At 30.7% G+C, this 20,202-nt stretch carries 15 protein-coding genes; 9 read left to right on the top strand and 6 right to left on the bottom strand.

The genetic code is table 11. From position 1 onward, the window contains the following. Window positions 1-139 precede the first annotated feature (139 nt). The 3 genes from treR to treP all read right to left on the bottom strand — a co-directional run bounded on the left by treR (window position 140) and on the right by treP (window position 4,233). A complete protein-coding gene (gene treR / locus JHL18_RS10000; RefSeq protein WP_200268680.1) occupies window positions 140-850 on the bottom strand; it encodes a trehalose operon repressor in 711 nt (236 codons plus the stop codon). A 213-nt stretch (window positions 851-1,063) separates the two neighbouring features. Beyond that, window positions 1,064-2,722 carry an alpha,alpha-phosphotrehalase gene (gene treC, locus JHL18_RS09995; protein WP_200268678.1) on the bottom strand — a complete coding sequence of 553 codons (1,659 nt, stop codon included), beginning with the start codon at window positions 2,720-2,722 and terminating at the stop codon, window positions 1,064-1,066. Between the two features lie 80 nt (window positions 2,723-2,802). After that, the gene (gene treP / locus JHL18_RS09990; protein WP_200268675.1) at window positions 2,803-4,233 is read right to left on the bottom strand and encodes a PTS system trehalose-specific EIIBC component; all 1,431 of its coding nucleotides are present in this window, start codon (window positions 4,231-4,233) and stop codon (window positions 2,803-2,805) included. Window positions 4,234-4,729: 496 nt separating this feature from the next. Here treP and JHL18_RS09985 point away from each other — a divergent pair, with 496 nt between their 5' ends. Further along, window positions 4,730-5,332, top strand: a complete 603-nt coding sequence (locus JHL18_RS09985) for a hypothetical protein (protein ID WP_200268673.1) — start codon at window positions 4,730-4,732, stop codon at window positions 5,330-5,332. Between the two features lie 196 nt (window positions 5,333-5,528). On the opposite strand, the gene uppS is transcribed toward JHL18_RS09985, so the two are convergent. Together uppS and JHL18_RS09975 are read right to left on the bottom strand one after the other, a co-directional pair. Next, complete coding sequence (gene uppS / locus JHL18_RS09980; RefSeq protein WP_200268671.1) at window positions 5,529-6,170, bottom strand: polyprenyl diphosphate synthase; 642 nt, start codon at window positions 6,168-6,170, stop codon at window positions 5,529-5,531. A gap of 102 nt (window positions 6,171-6,272) precedes the next feature. Beyond that, entirely contained in the window at window positions 6,273-7,160 is an 888-nt protein-coding gene (locus tag JHL18_RS09975) for a DMT family transporter (RefSeq protein ID WP_200268669.1), read from the bottom strand. A 223-nt stretch (window positions 7,161-7,383) separates the two neighbouring features. Here JHL18_RS09975 and JHL18_RS09970 point away from each other — a divergent pair, with 223 nt between their 5' ends. The 8 genes from JHL18_RS09970 (at window position 7,384) to nifJ (ending at window position 19,951) form a co-directional block, all read left to right on the top strand. Further along, entirely contained in the window at window positions 7,384-8,289 is a 906-nt protein-coding gene (locus tag JHL18_RS09970) for a Gfo/Idh/MocA family protein (RefSeq protein ID WP_200268667.1), read from the top strand. A 292-nt stretch (window positions 8,290-8,581) separates the two neighbouring features. Beyond that, window positions 8,582-9,355 (top strand): MurR/RpiR family transcriptional regulator, encoded by a 774-nt coding sequence (locus JHL18_RS09965; protein WP_200268665.1) that lies wholly within the window; start codon window positions 8,582-8,584, stop codon window positions 9,353-9,355. 406 nt (window positions 9,356-9,761) lie between these two features. Continuing rightward, complete coding sequence (locus tag JHL18_RS09960) at window positions 9,762-10,721, top strand: CobW family GTP-binding protein (protein WP_200268663.1); 960 nt, start codon at window positions 9,762-9,764, stop codon at window positions 10,719-10,721. A gap of 347 nt (window positions 10,722-11,068) precedes the next feature. Then, the gene (locus tag JHL18_RS09955) at window positions 11,069-11,710 is read left to right on the top strand and encodes a GTP-binding protein (protein ID WP_200268661.1); all 642 of its coding nucleotides are present in this window, start codon (window positions 11,069-11,071) and stop codon (window positions 11,708-11,710) included. A gap of 32 nt (window positions 11,711-11,742) precedes the next feature. Then, complete coding sequence (locus tag JHL18_RS09950; RefSeq protein WP_200268659.1) at window positions 11,743-12,783, top strand: permease; 1,041 nt, start codon at window positions 11,743-11,745, stop codon at window positions 12,781-12,783. A gap of 1 nt (window position 12,784) precedes the next feature. After that, entirely contained in the window at window positions 12,785-13,528 is a 744-nt protein-coding gene (locus JHL18_RS09945; protein WP_200268657.1) for a TIGR03943 family putative permease subunit, read from the top strand. Between the two features lie 712 nt (window positions 13,529-14,240). Then, the gene (locus JHL18_RS09940; protein ID WP_200268655.1) at window positions 14,241-15,953 is read left to right on the top strand and encodes a methyl-accepting chemotaxis protein; all 1,713 of its coding nucleotides are present in this window, start codon (window positions 14,241-14,243) and stop codon (window positions 15,951-15,953) included. A 473-nt stretch (window positions 15,954-16,426) separates the two neighbouring features. Next, entirely contained in the window at window positions 16,427-19,951 is a 3,525-nt protein-coding gene (nifJ, locus tag JHL18_RS09935; RefSeq protein ID WP_200268653.1) for a pyruvate:ferredoxin (flavodoxin) oxidoreductase, read from the top strand. A 74-nt stretch (window positions 19,952-20,025) separates the two neighbouring features. On the opposite strand, the gene JHL18_RS09930 is transcribed toward nifJ, so the two are convergent. Continuing rightward, window positions 20,026-20,193 (bottom strand): CDIF630_02480 family spore surface protein, encoded by a 168-nt coding sequence (locus tag JHL18_RS09930; RefSeq protein WP_200268651.1) that lies wholly within the window; start codon window positions 20,191-20,193, stop codon window positions 20,026-20,028. Between the last annotated feature and the right edge of the window lie 9 nt (window positions 20,194-20,202).

Here is a 20,202-nt window from a genome sequence, read left to right as displayed (position 1 = left end):
ACTATATTTCATGTTTATATAACTCTATATAAACTTCTCATAATAAAAAAGGATGTTAATAAAACTGAAAATTTATAGTTTTATTAACATCTTCGCAACACACATAATATACTTTTATATTTCTAGAATTATCTTAACACTACCTTCTCCTAGCAAAGTCCACAAACCTAAACCTATCTGGTCTGTGTCTAGACTCTGTATACTGAAACAAACTGGTATCTTCTAGATATACATAATTCTTAACCACAACTACCATATTGAAATTTTCAAAATCTAAAACTTCCTTATCTTCCTCAGTAGCTTGCTGAACTGTGAACTCTTTTTTAGCATAGCTAATCTTTAGACCTAAAGTATCTTCTAGATATTCATATATAGAATTCTCGCAGATCTCTTTCGTTAAATTCGGAACAAACTTTTTATTAAAATAATCTTTATCTAAAATAATTTTTTTGCCACCAATTTCTCTAACTCTTACTACATTCCAAGCTTCATCACCCTCTGATAACTCCAGCTGCTTCATTATAAATTTATCTCCGCTTATAAGTTCTAATTCTCTTAATATAGTATTAGAACCGCTTCCCATCTTTCCTGCAAGTTCTTTAAAACTCGTTAGTCCAGACATAGGAAAATCAAATTTATTTACATCAAGAACGAATGAACCTTTTCCTTTTATCTTTTGTATGCATCCATTTGTCTCTAACAAAGCAAGAGCTTTTCTTATAGTATCTCTGGATACATTATAAGCTTCCATAAGCTCACTTTCAGATGGAAGTTTAGAGTTTGGCTCCATCTTGCCAATTTCTATTTTATTAACTATATCATTATATATAGCTAGGTATTTACTATTCATATTCTATCACCGTAAATATTTTAGCATTTATATATATAAGTTTCAACAAATATACTTTTATATAAGTTATATAGTGACTTTTAAATTATACAGTAGTATTTCAAATCTTATGTATCCCTAAATTATTCTAGTATACTATATAAATATGGGCAACTGTAATACTTACACTGTTTTTAGAACATAATCTTAATTGTATAGTTGCCCTATATATGCTTATCTGCTTAAATAATACACTATGGACTCATAAGGTCTTAATTTAATGGACTCCGTTAACTCTTGCGAATCTTCATAATTAGATAGTAGTATGCATGACTTCTTACTATCTATTCTATTTTCACTAGGTATATTAACTAAAGTTTCATGCCCATAAAAGTTATTTATAACAATAAGTTTTTCGCCTTCATATTCTCTAATATACGCAAAAACTGATTGATGATTTTCTAATATTGGTATATAACAGCCATAAGATATCACATCATATTCTTTTCTTAAAGATATTAATTTCTTATAGTGATAAAAGATAGAATCATTTTCTTTCAATGAATTTTCAACATTTATCTCATTATAGTTATCACTTAAAGATATCCAAGGTTCTGCTGCTGTAAATCCACTATTTTTACTACAATCCCACTGCATAGGAGTTCTTGAATTATCTCTAGATTTACATTTAAGTATGTTTAGTATTTCTTCTTCACGTTTTCCACTATCTTTAAGTATATTGTAATAATTTATTGATTCGATATCCTCATAGTACTTTATATCATTAAAATGAGGATTAGTCATTCCTATTTCTTCACCCTGATATATGTAAGGTGTTCCTCTTAGCATATGAATAGCCGTAGCAAGCATCTTAGCAGATTGCTTGTGATACTTTTCTTCATCGCCAAAACGACTGACTATTCTTGGCTGATCGTGGTTACACCAAAACACAGCACTCCATCCATTATTTCTTTCCATACCTAATTGCCAATTATTAAATATATCTTTTAATTTAAAAAAGTCAAAATCCATTAAGGTCCATTTGTTGCCATCCTTGTAGTCAACCTTTAAGTGATGAAAATTAAAGACCATTGATAGTTCTTTTTCTTTTGGATTTGAATAACTTATACAGTTATTCAAATCAGTTGAAGACATCTCTCCTACAGTCAATATATTATCTTTAGTAGCAAAGGTTTTATTATTTAATTCTTTTAAATATTCATGTATCCTTGGCCCATCAGTATAAAACCTTCTGCCATCTCCTTCGAAATCATCTTCGTATACATACGGCTTAGAAATTAAATTTATTACATCTAGTCTAAATCCAGTTACACCCTTGTCCATCCAAAACTTTACTACTTTATATATCTCATCTCTAACATGAGTGTTTTCCCAATTCAGATCAGCTTGAGTTTCATCAAATAGATGTAAATAATATTCATTATTTACCTTCTTCCAAGCACTTCCCCCAAACTTAGACTTCCAATTAGTAGGCTCGGAGCCATCTTCAGTTTCCTTAAAAATATAATAATCTTTATATTTCTGTTCACCTTTTAACGCTCTCTTAAACCATTCATGTTCCGTAGATGTATGATTAAATACCATATCTAACATCAAACCTATATCTCTTTTAGAACATTCTTCAACTAACTCTTCAAAATCCTTCATTGTTCCAAATCTTTTATCTATGCTACAGTAATCAGCAACATCATACCCATTATCCTTCTGTGGAGAAATATAAAATGGAGTAAGCCATATATAATCTATCCCAAGCTCCACCAAATAATCGAGTTTCTCTATCACTCCTCTTAGATCACCTAAGCCATCTCCATTGGAATCCTTGAATGATTTAGGGTATATCTGATAAATCACGCTTTTTTTAAAGTCTTTCATATAATCTGCTCCTTTAAAATAAGTGTTAAAGAGGAAGGAGTCTCCCCCTACCTCTCTTATCACTTTAATTTCAAATTCTATTATCCGTTTAAACTTGCTTTATCTTTTATTGCTTTTCTCTTCGAAAGTGCTACTGTTAATACAAATGGAACTGCTATTGCCACAACCATACATAAAGCGAAAGTAAGCATGTACTGTGGTTTTATTGATAAAATTCCTGGAAGTCCGCCTACTCCAATTGAGTTAGCCATAACTCCTGATCCAACAGAGATAACTGCTGCAATTGCAGATCCAGTCATAGCTGCTAAGAATGGATATATATACTTTAGATTTATACCAAACATTGCAGGCTCAGTTACACCTAGGTAACATGATATACATGCTGGTATAGATACTTGCTTTTCTTCTTCATCGTGTCTATTTATAAAAATCATAGCTAGTACAGCTGAACCTTGTGCTATATTTGATAAAGCTATCATTGGCCACAAGTTTGTACCACCTAATTGACCCATAAGTTGTAAGTCTATAGCGTTTGTCATATGATGTAATCCTGTAATTACTAAAGGAGCATAAGCAAAACCAAATACTGCTGCAAATAACCATCCAAAAGAAGAAGTTAATGCATTATATACTACATATGATATGCCTGAACCAATCTTCCAGCCAATTGGTCCTAAGATTGTATGTGCTATTAATACAGTTGGTACAAGTGATAAAAATGGAACAACTATCATTGATATATACTCTGGAATAACCTTACGGATATTTTTTTCTAGTATTGCAAGTAAGAATCCTGCAAGTATTGCTGGTATTACTTGAGCTTGATAACCTATCATTTGAACCTGAGCAAATCCAAAGTTCCAAACTGGAATTTCTTTAGCTCCTGCTACTCCATAAGCATTTAATAACTGAGGAGAAACTAAAGTTATACCTAGTATAATACCTAGTATCTGAGTTGTACCCATCTTTTTAGATATGGACCATGTTATTCCTACAGGTAGGAAGTGGAATATCGCTTCACCTATAAGCCATAAGAATGAGTGTACACCTGCCCAAAATTGTGATACTTCAACTATTGTCTTAGTTCCTCCATCAAGAAGCTTGATATCTCCTATTATATTACGGAAACCTAAGATCAAACCACCTACTACTAACGCTGGTATAAGTGGTGTAAATATTTCAGCAAGGTTTGCTAGAAGTCTTTGTATAAAGCTCATGTTTCCCTTAGCTGCCACTTTTGCTTGCTCTTTACTAACTCCATCAATGCCTGCTACATCAACAAAATCATTGTAGAAAGTAGACACTTCATTACCTATGATAACTTGAAATTGACCTGCTTGAGTGAAAGTTCCCTTTACACTCTTTAACCCTTCAATCTTCTTCACATCTGCCTTTTTAGGCTCAGCCAATACGAATCTCATACGAGTAGCACAATGTGTTACAGCTGATATATTTTCTTTTCCACCTACATATTCTAATAAAGATTTTGCATCATTAGAAAACTTAGCCATAAAATAATCCCCCCGACATCTTAATATAAATAAGTTTATGTTTAAAAATTGATTCAGTAAATGATTACATAGACTTTAAATAAAAAAAATCATCAAATAAGTCCTTTTCGAAACAAGAAAACATTTTCATTAGTTTCAACCTATACGTACAAGTTTGTCTATGTTTTAATTATATGTTGTACGTACAGGTTAGTCAACATATTTTTTTACATTTTTTATTTATTTTCTCTAGTTAAATATTTTGATAATAGCAGTTCAATTATTTATTAATAAAAACATAAGTCTTACAAGTACAATTCTCTTGTTTCCTTCTGGAGAACACTAAACATCTAAAATATTCAGATAAGATTTGTGTATCTCTAATTTGATATTTAGTAACAATTTGTTCAAAATCATCACATCAAATTGACATAAATATAAAATATAATCTTTTTAAACAAGCAGTTTATATAAAAATATTCAATTTAAAAATATTAGAAGCTTAAGGAGTGAAAACATGATAAAAAACGTATTATCTAAAAAACTTGTGATTGTAGTTTCAGCTTTAAGTATCACAGGATTGTTACTTACAGGATGTAGTAGCTCTAATAAAAATACACAAGCTAATGCAGCTACTCAAAATCAAAATGGACAACAAAACCAACAGAATGGAAAGAACTTTGGTGCTAATTCAGAAGAAAGAAAAAAACAGATGGAAGACAGCGTAAACTCACTTGTATCTGATGGTACTATTACTAAAGATCAAGGAACTAAGGTTTTGGCTGCATTAACCACATCTACTCAAAGACCTAATGGACAACAGAATAATAACAATAGTAATAGCCAGGGTAATGATAATAGCAATAATCAACAAAATCAAAACAATCAAAAAAGCCAACAAGGGCCAAGTAACCAAAATGGGCAAAGCAAAGGCAATAGAGGTAACTTTAACCCACTTAACACACTAGTCTCTGACGGTACCATAACGCAAGCTCAAGCTGATAAGATTATGGAAAAAGTAAGAGCAAGCATGCCTCAAAGACAAAACAATAGCAATAATGGAGCTAAAAACAATAATAGTACTACTAATAATAACGCTAACAATAGTACAGGCTCATAACATAATTGCTTAGTAGAACTTAAGGATTTCTATATAAAAATAGTGTGGATAATCTCAACTATGCTGAGATTATCCACACTATCTTTTATTTTTATCCACAAACTTATCTCTATTTATCATTATAATGTGCATAAACTTAAATATGTTAACAGCTCTAAATTTACTAATTCTAAATAAAATCACTATACTAATGATTTTATCCTCCAAGAGTGACGTCTTGATCGCTATACCAGCTCAGCGCATTGTAGAAATGCTCCGGCTTAAAATCAGGCCAATATTCATCAATAACATAAAAATCTGAATAAATAGACTGTACAGGAAGAAATCCACTAAGTCTTCTCCTGCCACCCCATCTTATTATGAGATCCACTCTTGATACATCATAAGATTGTATTTGATTATTAATATTATTGCTTCTAGACTTAACCTCTTTAAGATGGTCTAGATCCCACTTCCAACTATAATTTACTAAGAAATTAACTTTCATACCTCCATTTCCGAAGGTTTTTCTTACGGTATAAGGCATTAGTTCTTGTGGAAACATATCAGACTTTGTATTTCCTACTACAAGTAGCTCTGCATCTTGATTTGAAAGAATTTTTACAGCATTAATACAAGCCTCTGTAAATGCTTTTCTTTGTTCAGCAGGCCTTTTTGTATTATCCACAGTAAAACCATAATAAGTTACTTCTTTTATACCAGCATTTTTGCATAAAGTAAAAAGTTCTAATCCAGGATCTATTCCTGAAATATACCCATTTTCTTTAGATAATCCCTTATCTACAGCCCATCTTCTATTTCCATCTGGAATTATTCCTACGTGATTTGGTATTCTCATAAATCCACCTCAATAATATATAAGTCTAAATATGAATCATATACATATTATTGCCACTATGCCAAAAACTAACCATAGAAATTTACTATACAAAAACATAATTTATTTTTCAAAGCTTTGTGAAGGTAGTTTACCAATCCTTTCTACTAAAAATGTAGATGATAGCACTATAATACCGCCAATTAGCTGAACAACAGTAATTGATTCGCTTAATAATAAGGTTGAAAAAAACACTGCTGATATAGGATCAATATAACTAAGTATAGCTATAGTATGGCTTTCTAAACCTTTCATAGCGGTAAAGTATAATAGGTATGCAATACCGGTATGTATAACTCCAACAATTAATACAAACATAATTGCCTTAATGCCCAACGATGCCCCCTTCACTATTTCCCCTCTATAAATTATAAAAGGTAAAAGTGTTATTACTGAAACCACAAGTTGAATTAATGTAGTTTCAAATCCCGACAAACCTTTTATAAACTTATTTGTCAACACTACAGTTGCATATAAGGCAGCCCCACTAAGTCCATATAGTATTCCTTTAATATTCTGCGAAAACTCACCTGAACTTTCGCCAGAATTCAATATCATGACTATTCCAATCAGTGCTGCTATTAGACATGCCAACTTACTTCCTGTGAGTTTTTCCTTAAGTATAAAAGGCGCTGCAATTATTACAAACATCGGTGCAAAATAATAACTTATAGTAGCTATCGAAACAGTGGTATATTTATATGCCTGAAATAACAATATCCAATTGAATCCTATCGCAATACCTGAAAGTATTAAAGGAATTGAATTTTCTCTTATTCTTGATATAGAAACCTTTTTCTTGCCTATTATGCTAAAAGAAAATAAAAACAAACTTCCTATTGTAGCCCTTAAAAAAGCAATCTCCAGAGATGGTAAATTTATATTCTTAACAAAAATGCCTATACTTCCAAAAATAATCATTGCTAATAATATTTTTATCTTATCATTCATGTATTTAGCCCCCGATTTTAAACAATTTCTTCTTATGTAGCCTATATGTACCTAAAATCTCTCACTCAAAATATTTTCAAGCCTTTATTTAGGTTAAGTTTTCTTAGATATCTCCAAGGTACATGCCTACATAATACTTTACATTATATATAACTGTTTGTCATTGTAGTTTAGGTGATTTATAATTACTTAAGTAAAGACTTTTTTACTAGGAGGTATTGTTATGAGAATTGGAGTTATAGGTCTTGGCGGAATCGCGCAAAAGGCATATTTGCCTGTTATAACAGCAAGAGAGGATATCGAACTTGTATTTTGTACAAGGAATATAGAAAAATTAAAAAAACAGGCTAAAAAATATAGAGTTAATGAATACACTACTTCAATAGATGATTTAATAAATTCAAATATTCAAGCTGCATTTGTTCATACAGCAACAGAATCTCATTTTGAAATCTGCAAGAAACTACTTATGTCAGGTATACATGTTTACGTAGACAAACCGATTTCTTACTCTTATGAAGAATCAAAAGAGTTAGTAAACATAGCAAATAAGTATAACAGAACTCTAATGATAGGTTTTAATAGAAGATTTGCTCCTATGTACTCCTCAATTAAAAACGAAGAAACTGCCAATGTGGTTTTAGTACAAAAAAATAGAGTTTCTAGTCCACAAGATATAAGAACATTTATACTTGACGATTATATACATGTACTTGATACTGCAAGATTTTTGATGGGTGGAAGTATATCAGATCTTCAGGTAAATGGACTAATAAAAAATGATAAGTTATATAATGTAGTTACAAAACTATCAAATAAAAATACTACTTCTATTGCCATAATGAACAGAGATAGCGGTATATCAGAAGAACTTGTTGAATATATGTGTCCTGGCAAAAAAATTGTTGTAAAAGATATGGCTATAAGCTCAAACTCATGCAATAATGAAGAAAGTTTAAGAAAATTAGGAGATTGGGATACAACCTTATATAGAAAAGGTTTTTATCAAATAATAAATCATTTTATAGATTGTATAAAAGATGGTAAAGAAACAAACATCTCTTTAGAAGATGCACTACTTACACATAAAATATGTGAAGATATTATAGAAGAACTTATAAAACTATAGTTTATTCTTATAATTGTACAAATTTAGCTCCTTATAATGTTTATTATAAAAAACAAATAATGTACTGTTAAAGATGTCCCAGTTCGAACCTAACTCTATTTTTAAAATTCTCACGGTTTCTTGCGAGAGAATTTAAAAATAATAAGTTTTATTACGAAATGGTGCAGCCATACAAATAGATTTTATAATTACCAATACACATGATCCATCAATATTATAATAAAGTTAAATTATATAGAATGTACTATGCTTAACACAAAGGCTAAAAATTAATACCATGGTGGTGAAAAAAATGAGTGATGTTGTTCATAAGTTATTATTAATAATTAATACCAGTAACGAAAAAGATATTGACTACAGTATTTCTTGGATAATGCTTCAAAATATAAATAAAATATCAAGCATGAGTATAAATCAACTAGCTGACTTATGTTATGTATCCATATCTACCATAAGTAGATTTTGTAGAAAACTAGGTTGCAATAGCTTTTACGAATTTAAAAATATGTTAGTATATGATGACAATGAATATTTTGACCCAAGAAATAAAAGCATAAACATGAACATAAACGAGGATGCTTCTGACTTATCTTTCATGGCTAAGAAAAATATAGATTTGGCTACTCAGACGTTAAAGACTGAAGAAATCGACGAATTAGTCAAGAATATACACGACTATCCTAGTGTATCTCTTGTAGGTTTAAATACAGGTCAAAGTATTACTCTAGATTTTCAAGGTGAATTAATGGTACTAGGTAAATTTGCAACAGTTTTTGTTGATATCGATAAACAACTAGATAATATAAAATCTTTAGATGAAAATTCATTATTAGTTATATTTTCAATATCAGGTGGCTGTAGCTATAATTCAAGACTTATCGAAGCATTAAAACAAAGTAAAGCAAGAAAATTATTAATCACTCAAAATCCAGCAACCCCTCTAATTGAATACGTAACTAAGGTAGTTCTTTATGGGAATGAATACTTTCCTTTTGTAGGAAGATATGCTTTCTTATATGTTAAAGACCTTATTTTGATGAGATATAGATTCTTATACGAAGTATAAGAATCTATATCTTCATACGTAAACTTGAAAATATAATTATATATATGTACCACTTTAAATTGAAACTTATCAAAGATAACACTTCGTAAAAGCATAGAAAGCTTTATTTGGACCTGATATATCTGCAAAGATTAATTGAATAATAAAAGAAAATCTGCTATCAAGTCACATTCTTGATAGCAGATTTTTTTAATAAATGAATATCTACTTTTTGATTGCATGGAACATTATAAGCATATTTTTTTCATATAAATATCAATAAAGTCTACAATAAACTCTAGAAATATTGATACTCATAATTTGTTAACTTTTTGTATATAGTATACAATGCAAATCATTTGCATTGATTAAATTTTTCCATAGGTTTAAAATATAAAAGTAGAATCTTTAGAAAGAAGGGATTTCTTTGAAGGTAAAAGTAGATTTGTTTTCTGGTTTTTTAGGCGCAGGAAAAACTATGCTTATAAAGAAGCTTATAAGTGAAAAACTGAAGGATAATAAGATAGCAATAATAGAAAATGAATTTGGGGAAATAGGTATTGATAGCAGCTTCTTAAAAACCACTAAAATAGATGTTAAGGAAATCAATGCAGGCTGCATATGTTGTAGTGTTTACGGAGACTTCACTGAAGGAATTAATGAAGTAATTAGCAAATATAATCCTGAAAGAATAATAATAGAACCTTCTGGCGTTGCAAAACTTTCAGAGATATTATCTGTATTTAAAGAACCTAATCTAAAGGACAAAGTTTCAATAAATATTATAATGACAGTAATAGATATAACAAAATATGATATGTACGTATTAAACTTTGATGATTTTTATAAAAATCAAATAATAAATGCTAAAACTATAATATTGAGCAGAACTCAAAATGTAAACAAGGATATGGTAGTACAAACTATCTCAAAGATTAGAGAATTAAATAAAAATGCAAATATAATAACAACTCCATGGGATGATTTAAAGGCTGAAGACATAATAAATATAGCTGAAGGTGATGCACAGAAGCAACTTATTGAGAAGGTAAATCTTCTAAAAAATAGTTCTGCTAAAGTTTCACTTAAGAGCTCAACAACAAAATCTACTGGAGAAACATTTAAAACTATAGGCATAGAAACACCTAAAGTATTTTCAAAAAACACTTTAGAATCTATACTAACTCGATTAAACGATAAAAAAGTATATGGAACAATTCTAAGAGCAAAAGGAATAATAGAATCTTCCAGTAACAAATGGTTAGAATTTGACTATGTACCTGGTGAATTTGAGATAAGACCTTCTCTCCCAGATTATTCAGGAAGAGTATGTGTTATCGGAAATGAGCTTAATTCAAATGAAATAAAGAAACTATTTGAAGATTAATTATAACTTTATTTTATAATTTATGTTTACTTATATATTTTAGGGTTCGCTACTAAATAATACTTTGTACTTGTTGGAAGATTAAATGTTCAATATCTTCCAAAATAAGTTCAAATACTTTATAGTGGTTGGAACCCTATAATTAGTGATAAACTTTTACAAATTTTCAATATGCGAAATTTTTACTTAAATATAAATATTGGATTATCAAGAACTTTATCTTTTCATTAGAAAATATATCCCACAACTAGAAATTAATAATTATGTAACTTATTCGCATATGAGTGTACTATAATAATGTATTATTAATTTATGATATTATTTAAAATTAAAGGCGTGATTACACTATGAAGACTAAAGTAGATATAGAAATAGTTACTGGATTTATAGGTTCCGGGAAAACATTCTTTATAAATACACTTATAAAAAACACTTTTCTTTTCATGGAAAAGGTGTTGATTATTCAAAATGAACAAGGTATAGCTCAAATTGAAGATAGCATTATCAATAGTAAGAATATATCTTTAGAACAATACGATCCACAATTAAAGCTGAATTCAGAATATATAAACTCTATGATAGATAAATATAAACCTCATCGAATAATAATAGAATATAATGGCACAAAAAATCTTATTGAATTAACCGATATAATTTCCCAGGAATTAACTAATACTTGCAAGATTAGTTCAGTATTTTATATATCTGATATTAATACCTACAGTATGTTTTTATCTAACATGCCTGGACTTATTCTTCCTTGCATACACCATAGCAATTTAATAATATTAAACAATTGTGCTAATATCTCTAAGGACAAGCTGAAAGAAATAAAGTCTAATATAAATAGATTAAATAGAGATACATTTATAGCTACCATAGATAAAATGGATTCCTTGGAAAAAGAATTGCAGTATATGGCCATCTTAGACGGAGGTTTTCTTAAACTTCTAAGAATCTCTTTAAGGATACTTTTATCTAAAATATAATTTACTTCAGTTATTAGAAAGCGGTGTTTACGATGGAATATAGAGAAACTTCTAAGAAAAACTACATAAGTCAATTATCAAAACTGGCATTTATTCCATTAATAATATTGATAGTATTGTTAATGTTAAAATTTAAGATAGCCTTAAATGAGAGGACGATAAAAAACTTTTCAGCAATTTTTATAAGTATAATTTTGGAGGCAATGCCCTTTATATTTATAGGTTCTCTTATATCGTCTTTCATACAACTTTATGTATCCGAAAAGACTATAGCTAGAATTTTACCTAAAAATAAACTTTTAGCTTTATTATCTGCATCAGTTATAGGCATATTCTTTCCAATATGTGAGTGTGCCATAATTCCTATAGCAAGGCGACTTATTAAAAAAGGTGTACCAGTTGGAGTTGCTACTACCTTTATGCTAGCTACCCCTATTATCAACCCTGTGGTACTTATGTCTACATATTATGCTTTTAATCATAGAATCTCTATATTATTTATAAGAAGTATTGCCGGAATTATAGCTGCCATAACTATAGGATCTATTATAAGTATATTAGAACGAAATAACTCAAATTTGCTTAGGGAAGATATTTATAATGATAACGATGATCTTTGCGGATGTGGTGAATCTCATACTTCAGCCAAAAACAAATCAAAACTAACTTCATTGCTTGACAATGTTATCTCAGAATTTTTCGACATAAGTAAATATCTAATTTTCGGTGCAATTTTATCTGCAGTATTCCAAGTTCTAGTATCAAGAGACAGCATAGATGTATTGGCTAGAAATCCATACATTTCTGTACTTGCCATGATAGGATTAGCTTTTATTCTTTCAATTTGTTCCGAAGCGGATGCTTTCATAGGCTCTACCTTTGTAGGACAGTTTACTACAGGTTCTATAATAGCCTTTTTAATATTTGGACCTATGCTTGATATAAAGAATACCTTGATGCTAGTTGGAGGCTTTAAAAGAAAATATGTAATTACACTAATCATATGCATTGTTATTATTTGCTCCATCTTAGGTTCTTTAGTTAACTTTATGGAAATAATGAAGGTGATTTAACATGAAAAAATTTAATTTTAATGAATTTATAAAATTTATAACCTTGCTTGTACTATCATTATTTCTTTTTAACCTTAATGTTACTGGTGATATAAAGCTATTTATAACACCTAAACTAATATTTTATGTAAATATATTTCAAATAGCATTAGTAATTCTTACTCTTTATCAGCTAAAAAAATCTTTTACTATAGCTACTTATAAAAGATCAAGCAAAGTTCATCTTTTGTTTCTATTTACCATTATAGTAGGTTATGGTGCAAGTAAAGCAGGAATTGATACCACTATAGTTGATAATAAAGGTGTAAAGGCAATAAATAAGCTAGCCAATGTCTCTGGAGAACTTACTGCTGAAGAAAGAGCAAAAAAGCTTCCACTTAATATAACTACCGAAAATTATGTAGCTTCGTTATCAGATATGTTCCATCATGTATCTGAATACAAAGGAAGGCAAGTTACTATAAGTGGATTTATACACAAAGAACAAGGTCTAGATACCAATGAATTCGTAATTTCAAGATTATATATGAGTTGCTGCATAGCTGATTCGCAAGTTGTTGGACCTATAGGAAGAATACGTGATAGGAGTATAGAACTTAAAGAAGGCCAGTGGATTACAGTAATCGGTAAGATTTCTGAAAAAGATCAAATTCAAGACGGTCAAAAAACTGTAACACCCGTTGTTATAGCTGATAGTTTCGAAACTATACAAAAACCTTCTGATCCTTATGTCTACTTAAAATAAAACATATTTTTATAATTAATCTCTTTTAGATCTATCTAAAGATGTACCCGTTTGACTCGAAATGTATTTTTAAAACTTTCAAAGCTTTGATGAGAGAATTTAAAAATATAAATTTTATTACAAAACGGTACATATAAATTAGAGCTAAAGGAGATCTTTTTTATAAATAAATCTAAACAAATATTATTGGTCATTGAATAGTATCCATTCAATTTTATTATCCTTATAAAAACTCGTATTATACGCATATTTATCAATAACAACCCCACATATTCCCATGTAAATGAATAAAGATATAATCTCCCAATATTTACATTGCATACAACTGATAATTATTATTAATTAGTATTGTATTTTATTTAATATGCTAATATACTTAATATAAGCCATAATAGTGATTTAATATATTAGAATATTATAGTTAAACCAATAATTCTAAGGAGATAACTCCAAATTTAGATGGCTCAAATTAATTAATTTAAAATTAAATAGAAATTTTATAAAGATTCATAGTTTTAAAATTATTATACAAATTTCACAATTCATATTTATTAATGCTTTCCTTATATTTATGAGTAAATATACATAAAGATTTTCTTTACCTATATTGATTTCTAAAAAAACTAAAAAAATTATTTATAACATGTAAAATACTGAACTTAAGATTAAAATTGATAAAACACAAAAATAAAAAAAGATCGGAGATTAACTTATGAAATTATTCAATAATCTATCTGTTAAAAGTAAACTTGTAGCCGGCTTTTCTATAGTTATTGTATTTATGGTAACTATAACGTTAATTAGTCAAATAAATCTGAATAAAATAAATAAAGCATCTAGCTCAATGTATAATGAGGAATTCCAAACACTGAAAAATTTAGAAATTGCAAATGCCAATACCATGCACATAAGATTAAGCATAATCAACTTAGTTGAAGCAAGAGACAAATCGAAGGTTTCTTCAACACAGGAAAAAATAGCTTCATACAGACAAGAAAACAATAAAATTTTTGATAAATTTTCAAAAGCAGCCTTAACCGTTGAGGAAAAAGCTGAGTTTTCACAATTAGAGAGTCAATTATCAGCTTATAGAACAGCTTGTGATAATATAATAGCTCTTGTATCAGAAGGAAAATACGATGAGGCCGCAACACTAAGTGCAAGCTCTGCTGACATTAGAAATAAGCTTACCACTTCTATAGAAAAGTTAGTAAGCGATGTGGATAAAAGTGCTGTAATTAAAGAAACTAATAATAACAATATATATAAAAATTCTTTAATAACTGTAGTATCTATTTCAGTTGCAGCTGTAATAATTGCAATCATACTTTCTACAACTTTAACACTTACAATCTCTCGACAAATAAAGAAAATATTAGCTTTTGCTGAGTATTTAGGACAAGGAGACTTATCTCATACAATGGAAATTGACAGTAAAGATGAATTCGGTAACCTTGCAAGTGAATTAAATAAAGCCAACAATAATGTTAAAGAACTAATTTCCAAAGTAATAAATGATTCAGAAACCCTAAGCGCATCTAGTGAAGAACTGGCAGCCTCAACACAAGAAATATCAGCAGTAATGCAATCTATTAGTCAATCTACTGATGAAATAGCTAAAGGAGCTCAAAATCTAAGCATGGTATTTGAAACTGTAAGTTCTTCTTCTGAAGAAGTAACTGCTACTACAAATGAATTAGCAGGTAGGGCTGAAGATTCTCTAAAATCAGTTAGAGAAATCGATAAAAGAGCAATTTCAATTAAGGAAACTGCTTCAAAAAACATTTCAGAGAGTGCAAAGATTTATGAAGAAAAAAGAGCAGGACTACTATCAGCAATTGAAGAAGGCAAAGTAGTTGAAAAGGTTAAAATTGCAGCTGACTCTATTGGTGCAATCGCGGGACAGACTAACCTATTAGCACTTAACGCTGCCATAGAAGCGGCAAGAGCAGGTGAACAAGGTAGGGGCTTTGCAGTGGTTGCTGATGAAGTAAGAAAATTAGCTGAGCAATCTTCAGAAGCAGTAGTTAGCATACAAGCTATGGTTAATCAAGTACAATCAGCCTTCAGTAAACTTTCAGAAACAGGTTCAGGTATGTTAGATTACATGAATGATGTAGTTAAACCAACTTATGAGTTTCTAATGAGCACAGGTATACAATATGAAAAAGATGCCGCTTTTGTAAATGACATGTCTGAAGAGATTGCTTCTTCTTCAAAGCAAATGAATACTGTTATGGATCAGGTAAGCGATTCAATACAAAATCTTTCTGCTACAGCAGAAGAATCAGCTGCAAGTTCTGAAGAGATACTTAGCAGCATTACTGAAGTTACTGAATCAATTGACGATGTATCAACTGCAGTTCAGAATCAAGCAATACTAGTTCAAAACCTTAATAATATGGTACAGAAATTTAAAGTATAACCCCATATATTAGTCAAAGAGTATCATATGGAGCATTAACTCCATATGATACTCTTTTTAACAGCTTTATCTTCCCAATTATACTTAAAAGTCGATGGTTAACCACTCAATTTCAACACAGTGATTTTATAGAATTATTTATAGATAAACCAGTTCCAAATAGAATCTATATCTTATAATCCTATTGCCATTAATAGTTAACAGAAATATCGCCTAGTTTTATTAGCCAGAACTGGATTATCTATTCCTTTGAACTGATAAACTACTTCAGTCATTAAACTCCAAATAAAGATTTCGATGGTTCTACGAATCTTTATTTGGATAAATTCTAATATGAAGTAGTTTATCTATATGAATATAAATTTTGAAACACTCAAGCCATTTTCTTTATTTTTTATGCATTTATTAGTAATAACTAGTAGATACTATGAAAGTACGCATATTCAGATCGATATTAAAAGGAGGTACTTTCTGTGACTAAAGTTATGAAAACAATGGATGGAAATCAAGCTGCTGCTGAGGCATCTTATGCTTTTACAGACGTTGCAGCTATATATCCAATAACCCCTTCTACACCTATGGCAGAAGGAGTTGATGAATGGGCTGCTCATGGAAAAAAGAATTTATTCGGTCAGCCAGTTAGAGTAGTAGAGATGCAATCAGAAGCTGGTGCCGCTGGTGCAGTTCATGGTTCCTTAGTTTCTGGAGCTTTAACTACTACATATACAGCTTCTCAAGGATTACTTTTGATGATACCTGTGCTTTATAAAGTGGCTGGTGAATTATTGCCTGGAGTGTTCCATGTAACAGCTAGAGCTATAGCTACTCATGCTCTATCTATATTCGGTGATCACCAGGACGTAATGGCTACTAGACAGACAGGAGTTGCTCTACTCGCATCTTCAAACGTTCAAGAAGTAATGGATTTAACAAATGTATCACATCTGGCATCAATTAAGAGCAGAATTCCATTCCTACACTTTTTTGATGGTTTTAGAACATCTCACGAATATCAAAAGATAGAACCAATAGCTTATGAGGATGTTGCAAAACTAGTCGATTACGATGCTATAAATCAATTTAGATCTAGAGCTCTTAATCCAGAGCATCCAACAGTTAGAGGAACTGCTCAAAATCCAGATATATATTTTCAAGAAAGAGAAGCTGCAAATAAATTTTACGAACAAGTTCCTGATATAGTAGAAAACTATATGAGAGAAATAGAAAAAATTACTGGAAGAGCCTATCATCCATTTGATTATTATGGAGACCCTGATGCAGAAAATATAATAGTTGCAATGGGATCAGTTTGCGATACTATAGAAGAAACTATTGACTACCTTAGAGGAAAAGGCGAAAAGGTAGGGGTTATAAAAGTTCATCTTTACAGACCATTCTGTCAAAATTACTTTATGAATGCTGTTCCTAAAACTGTGAAGAAAATTTCAGTTTTAGATAGAACTAAAGAGCCTGGTGCTCCTGGTGAACCTTTATATCTTGATGTATGTAATGTATTCTATAACAACGATATGAAACCTACTATAGTTGGTGGTAGATACGGATTAGCCTCAAAAGACACTACCCCATCTCAAATAATAGCAGTATTCAATAATCTAAAGCAGAATGAACCTAAGAATGGGTTTACTATTGGTATTGTTGACGATGTCACACATACTTCTCTTCCAGAAGAAGATATTATAGACACTACACCAGAAGGAACTATTAGTTGTAAGTTCTGGGGCTTAGGCTCTGATGGTACTGTAGGTGCCAATAAAACCGCTGTAAAGATTATTGGAGATAATACTGATTTATTTGCTCAAGCATATTTCTCCTATGACAGTAAAAAATCTGGAGGAAGCACTATATCTCATTTAAGATTTGGAAAACAAAGAATCAAATCTCCATATCTTATATACAATGCTGACTATATTGCATGCCACAACAAATCATTTATATATAACTTTGATGTATTAAAAGGGATAAAAAAGAATGGTTCTTTCGTACTTAATTGTCCATGGACTGGCGAAGAATTAGAGAAAAGATTACCTGCTACTTTAAAGAAATCTATAGCTGAAAACAATATAAACTTCTATGTTATCGATGCTATCGGTATCGCTCAATCTATTGGCCTAGGCGGAAGAATAAATATGATAATGCAATCTGCTTTCTTCAAACTAGCTAATGTAATTCCTGTAGAACAAGCAGTTGATTTACTAAAGAAGTCAGTTGAAAAAACTTATGGTAAAAAAGGCGAAAAAGTAGTAAAAATGAATCAAGCTGCAATAGATAAAGGTATCGATGCTCTTATCAAAGTTAATGTCCCTGAATCTTGGAAAACAGCTACTGATGACTTAGGACCTATAAAAGATGAACCTGACTTTATTAAAAATATTCAAAGACCTATGGCTAGACATGAAGGTGATGAACTTCCAGTAAGTGCATTTAATGGTATGGAAGATGGAACCTTCCCTGTTGGGACTACTAAATATGAAAAACGCGGTATAGCAATTACTATTCCTGAATGGCAGATGGATAAATGTATCCAATGTAATCAATGTGCTTATGTATGTCCACATGCAGTTATAAGAGCTAGTCTTTTAGACGAAAACGAAAAGCAAAAAGCTTTAGATACCTTTGAGACCAAAAAGGCTGTTGGTAAAGGACTTGAAGGTTTAGAATTCCGTATACAGATAAGTCCTCTTGATTGTACTGGTTGTGGTAACTGTGCTGACATATGTCCTGCACCAGGAAAAGCTTTAATTATGAAACCTGCAGATGAACAAATCCAGCTTCAATCTGAAAACTGGGAATTTGCTATGACAGTTACTAATAAAGATAGCTTAATGGATAGAAAGACTGTAAAGGGAAGTCAATTTGCGCGACCTTTACTAGAATTCCATGGCGCATGCCCAGGTTGTGGAGAAACTCCATATATCAGACTCTTAACTCAATTATTTGGCGACAGAATGATGATAGCAAATGCTACAGGCTGTTCATCAATTTGGGGTGGAAGCGCTCCAGCAATGCCTTATACAACAAATGCTTTAGGAAAAGGTCCATCTTGGGGTAACTCTTTATTTGAAAACAATGCTGAATATGGTTTCGGTATGTATTTAGCTGTAAAACAAATGAGATCTAGAATAGCTCAACTTATGGATGAATATTTAAAAAATGGAAAGAGTGAGAATATTAAATCTACCTTCACTGCTTGGTTAGAAGCAATGGAAGATGGTGATAAATCTAGAGAAGTTTCAGAAAATGTTATAGCAGCTATAGAAGCAGAAGATTTTAATAAAGATCCAGCACTTAAAGAAATCTTAGAAAAGAAAGATTACCTAGTTAAAAAGTCTCAGTGGTTAATTGGTGGAGATGGATGGGCTTATGATATAGGTTACGGAGGTCTAGACCAAGTAATTTCTAGTGGTGAGGATGTCAATATATTTGTAATGGATACAGAAATTTACTCAAACACAGGAGGTCAATCTTCTAAATCTACTCCAACTGCGGCAGTTGCTAAGTTTGCTGCTGGTGGAAAGAGATCTAAGAAGAAAGATCTTGGTGCTATGGCTATGACTTATGGTAATGTTTATGTAACTCAAATAGCTATGGGAGCAAATATGAACCAAACTATAAAAGCTATTGCTGAAGCTGAAGCTTATAAGGGACCTTCTCTAATAATAGCTTATGCACCATGTATAAGCCATGGTATAAAGACAGGTATGGGAACTAGTATGGCTCAAGAGAAAAAAGCTGTTGAAGCAGGTTATTGGCATCTTTATAGATATAATCCTCTTCTTAAAGAAGAAGGAAAGAATCCATTTGTCTTGGATTCTAAAGAACCAACAAAACCTTACAAAGAATTCCTAAATAGCGAAGTTCGTTATACATCCTTAATGAATGTATTCCCTGATGCTGCTGAGCATGCATGGGAGATTGCGGAGAAGGATGCTAGAGAACGTTATAATAACTATAAACGACTAGCAGAGCAGACTTATTAAACCACCTCAATAAATTAAGTAGTTAAATAAGTGAATTAAAAAGAGAGAACATCGAGTTCTCTCTTTTTTAATTACTATTTTTGATTTGTATCTACCCACTCTTTAGCATTTCTAACATCTAATTCACTTGGAATCTCAACATTAGAAACTTCTTTAGTATCTGCGATATTGGCCCATGCAGCTGTATCATGTCTTTCTATTGGCTTTGCCATATCATGTTCTTTATATCTATTATCAGCCATAATAATCAA

This window comes from Clostridium yunnanense, from assembly GCF_016595795.1.
Classification (GTDB): domain Bacteria; phylum Bacillota; class Clostridia; order Clostridiales; family Clostridiaceae; genus Clostridium_AR; species Clostridium_AR yunnanense.
Note: the sequence above shows the minus strand (reverse complement) of the source record. Positions and strands in the feature narration are given on the sequence as shown.

Excerpts from the sequence above, each read along its gene's own strand:
- JHL18_RS09950 (WP_200268659.1), top strand. The coding sequence starts at position 11,743 with ATGGAATATAGAGAAACTTCTAAGAAAAACTACATAAGTCAATTATCA.
- treC (WP_200268678.1), bottom strand. The coding sequence starts at position 2,722 with ATGAAAGACTTTAAAAAAAGCGTGATTTATCAGATATACCCTAAATCA.
- JHL18_RS09970 (WP_200268667.1), top strand. The coding sequence starts at position 7,384 with ATGAGAATTGGAGTTATAGGTCTTGGCGGAATCGCGCAAAAGGCATAT.
- JHL18_RS09930 (WP_200268651.1), bottom strand. The coding sequence starts at position 20,193 with ATGGCTGATAATAGATATAAAGAACATGATATGGCAAAGCCAATAGAA.
- JHL18_RS09955 (WP_200268661.1), top strand. The coding sequence starts at position 11,069 with ATGAAGACTAAAGTAGATATAGAAATAGTTACTGGATTTATAGGTTCC.
- JHL18_RS09975 (WP_200268669.1), bottom strand. The coding sequence starts at position 7,160 with ATGAATGATAAGATAAAAATATTATTAGCAATGATTATTTTTGGAAGT.
- treP (WP_200268675.1), bottom strand. The coding sequence starts at position 4,233 with ATGGCTAAGTTTTCTAATGATGCAAAATCTTTATTAGAATATGTAGGT.
- treR (WP_200268680.1), bottom strand. The coding sequence starts at position 850 with ATGAATAGTAAATACCTAGCTATATATAATGATATAGTTAATAAAATA.
- JHL18_RS09940 (WP_200268655.1), top strand. The coding sequence starts at position 14,241 with ATGAAATTATTCAATAATCTATCTGTTAAAAGTAAACTTGTAGCCGGC.
- JHL18_RS09965 (WP_200268665.1), top strand. The coding sequence starts at position 8,582 with ATGAGTGATGTTGTTCATAAGTTATTATTAATAATTAATACCAGTAAC.
- JHL18_RS09985 (WP_200268673.1), top strand. The coding sequence starts at position 4,730 with ATGATAAAAAACGTATTATCTAAAAAACTTGTGATTGTAGTTTCAGCT.
- JHL18_RS09945 (WP_200268657.1), top strand. The coding sequence starts at position 12,785 with ATGAAAAAATTTAATTTTAATGAATTTATAAAATTTATAACCTTGCTT.
- uppS (WP_200268671.1), bottom strand. The coding sequence starts at position 6,170 with ATGAGAATACCAAATCACGTAGGAATAATTCCAGATGGAAATAGAAGA.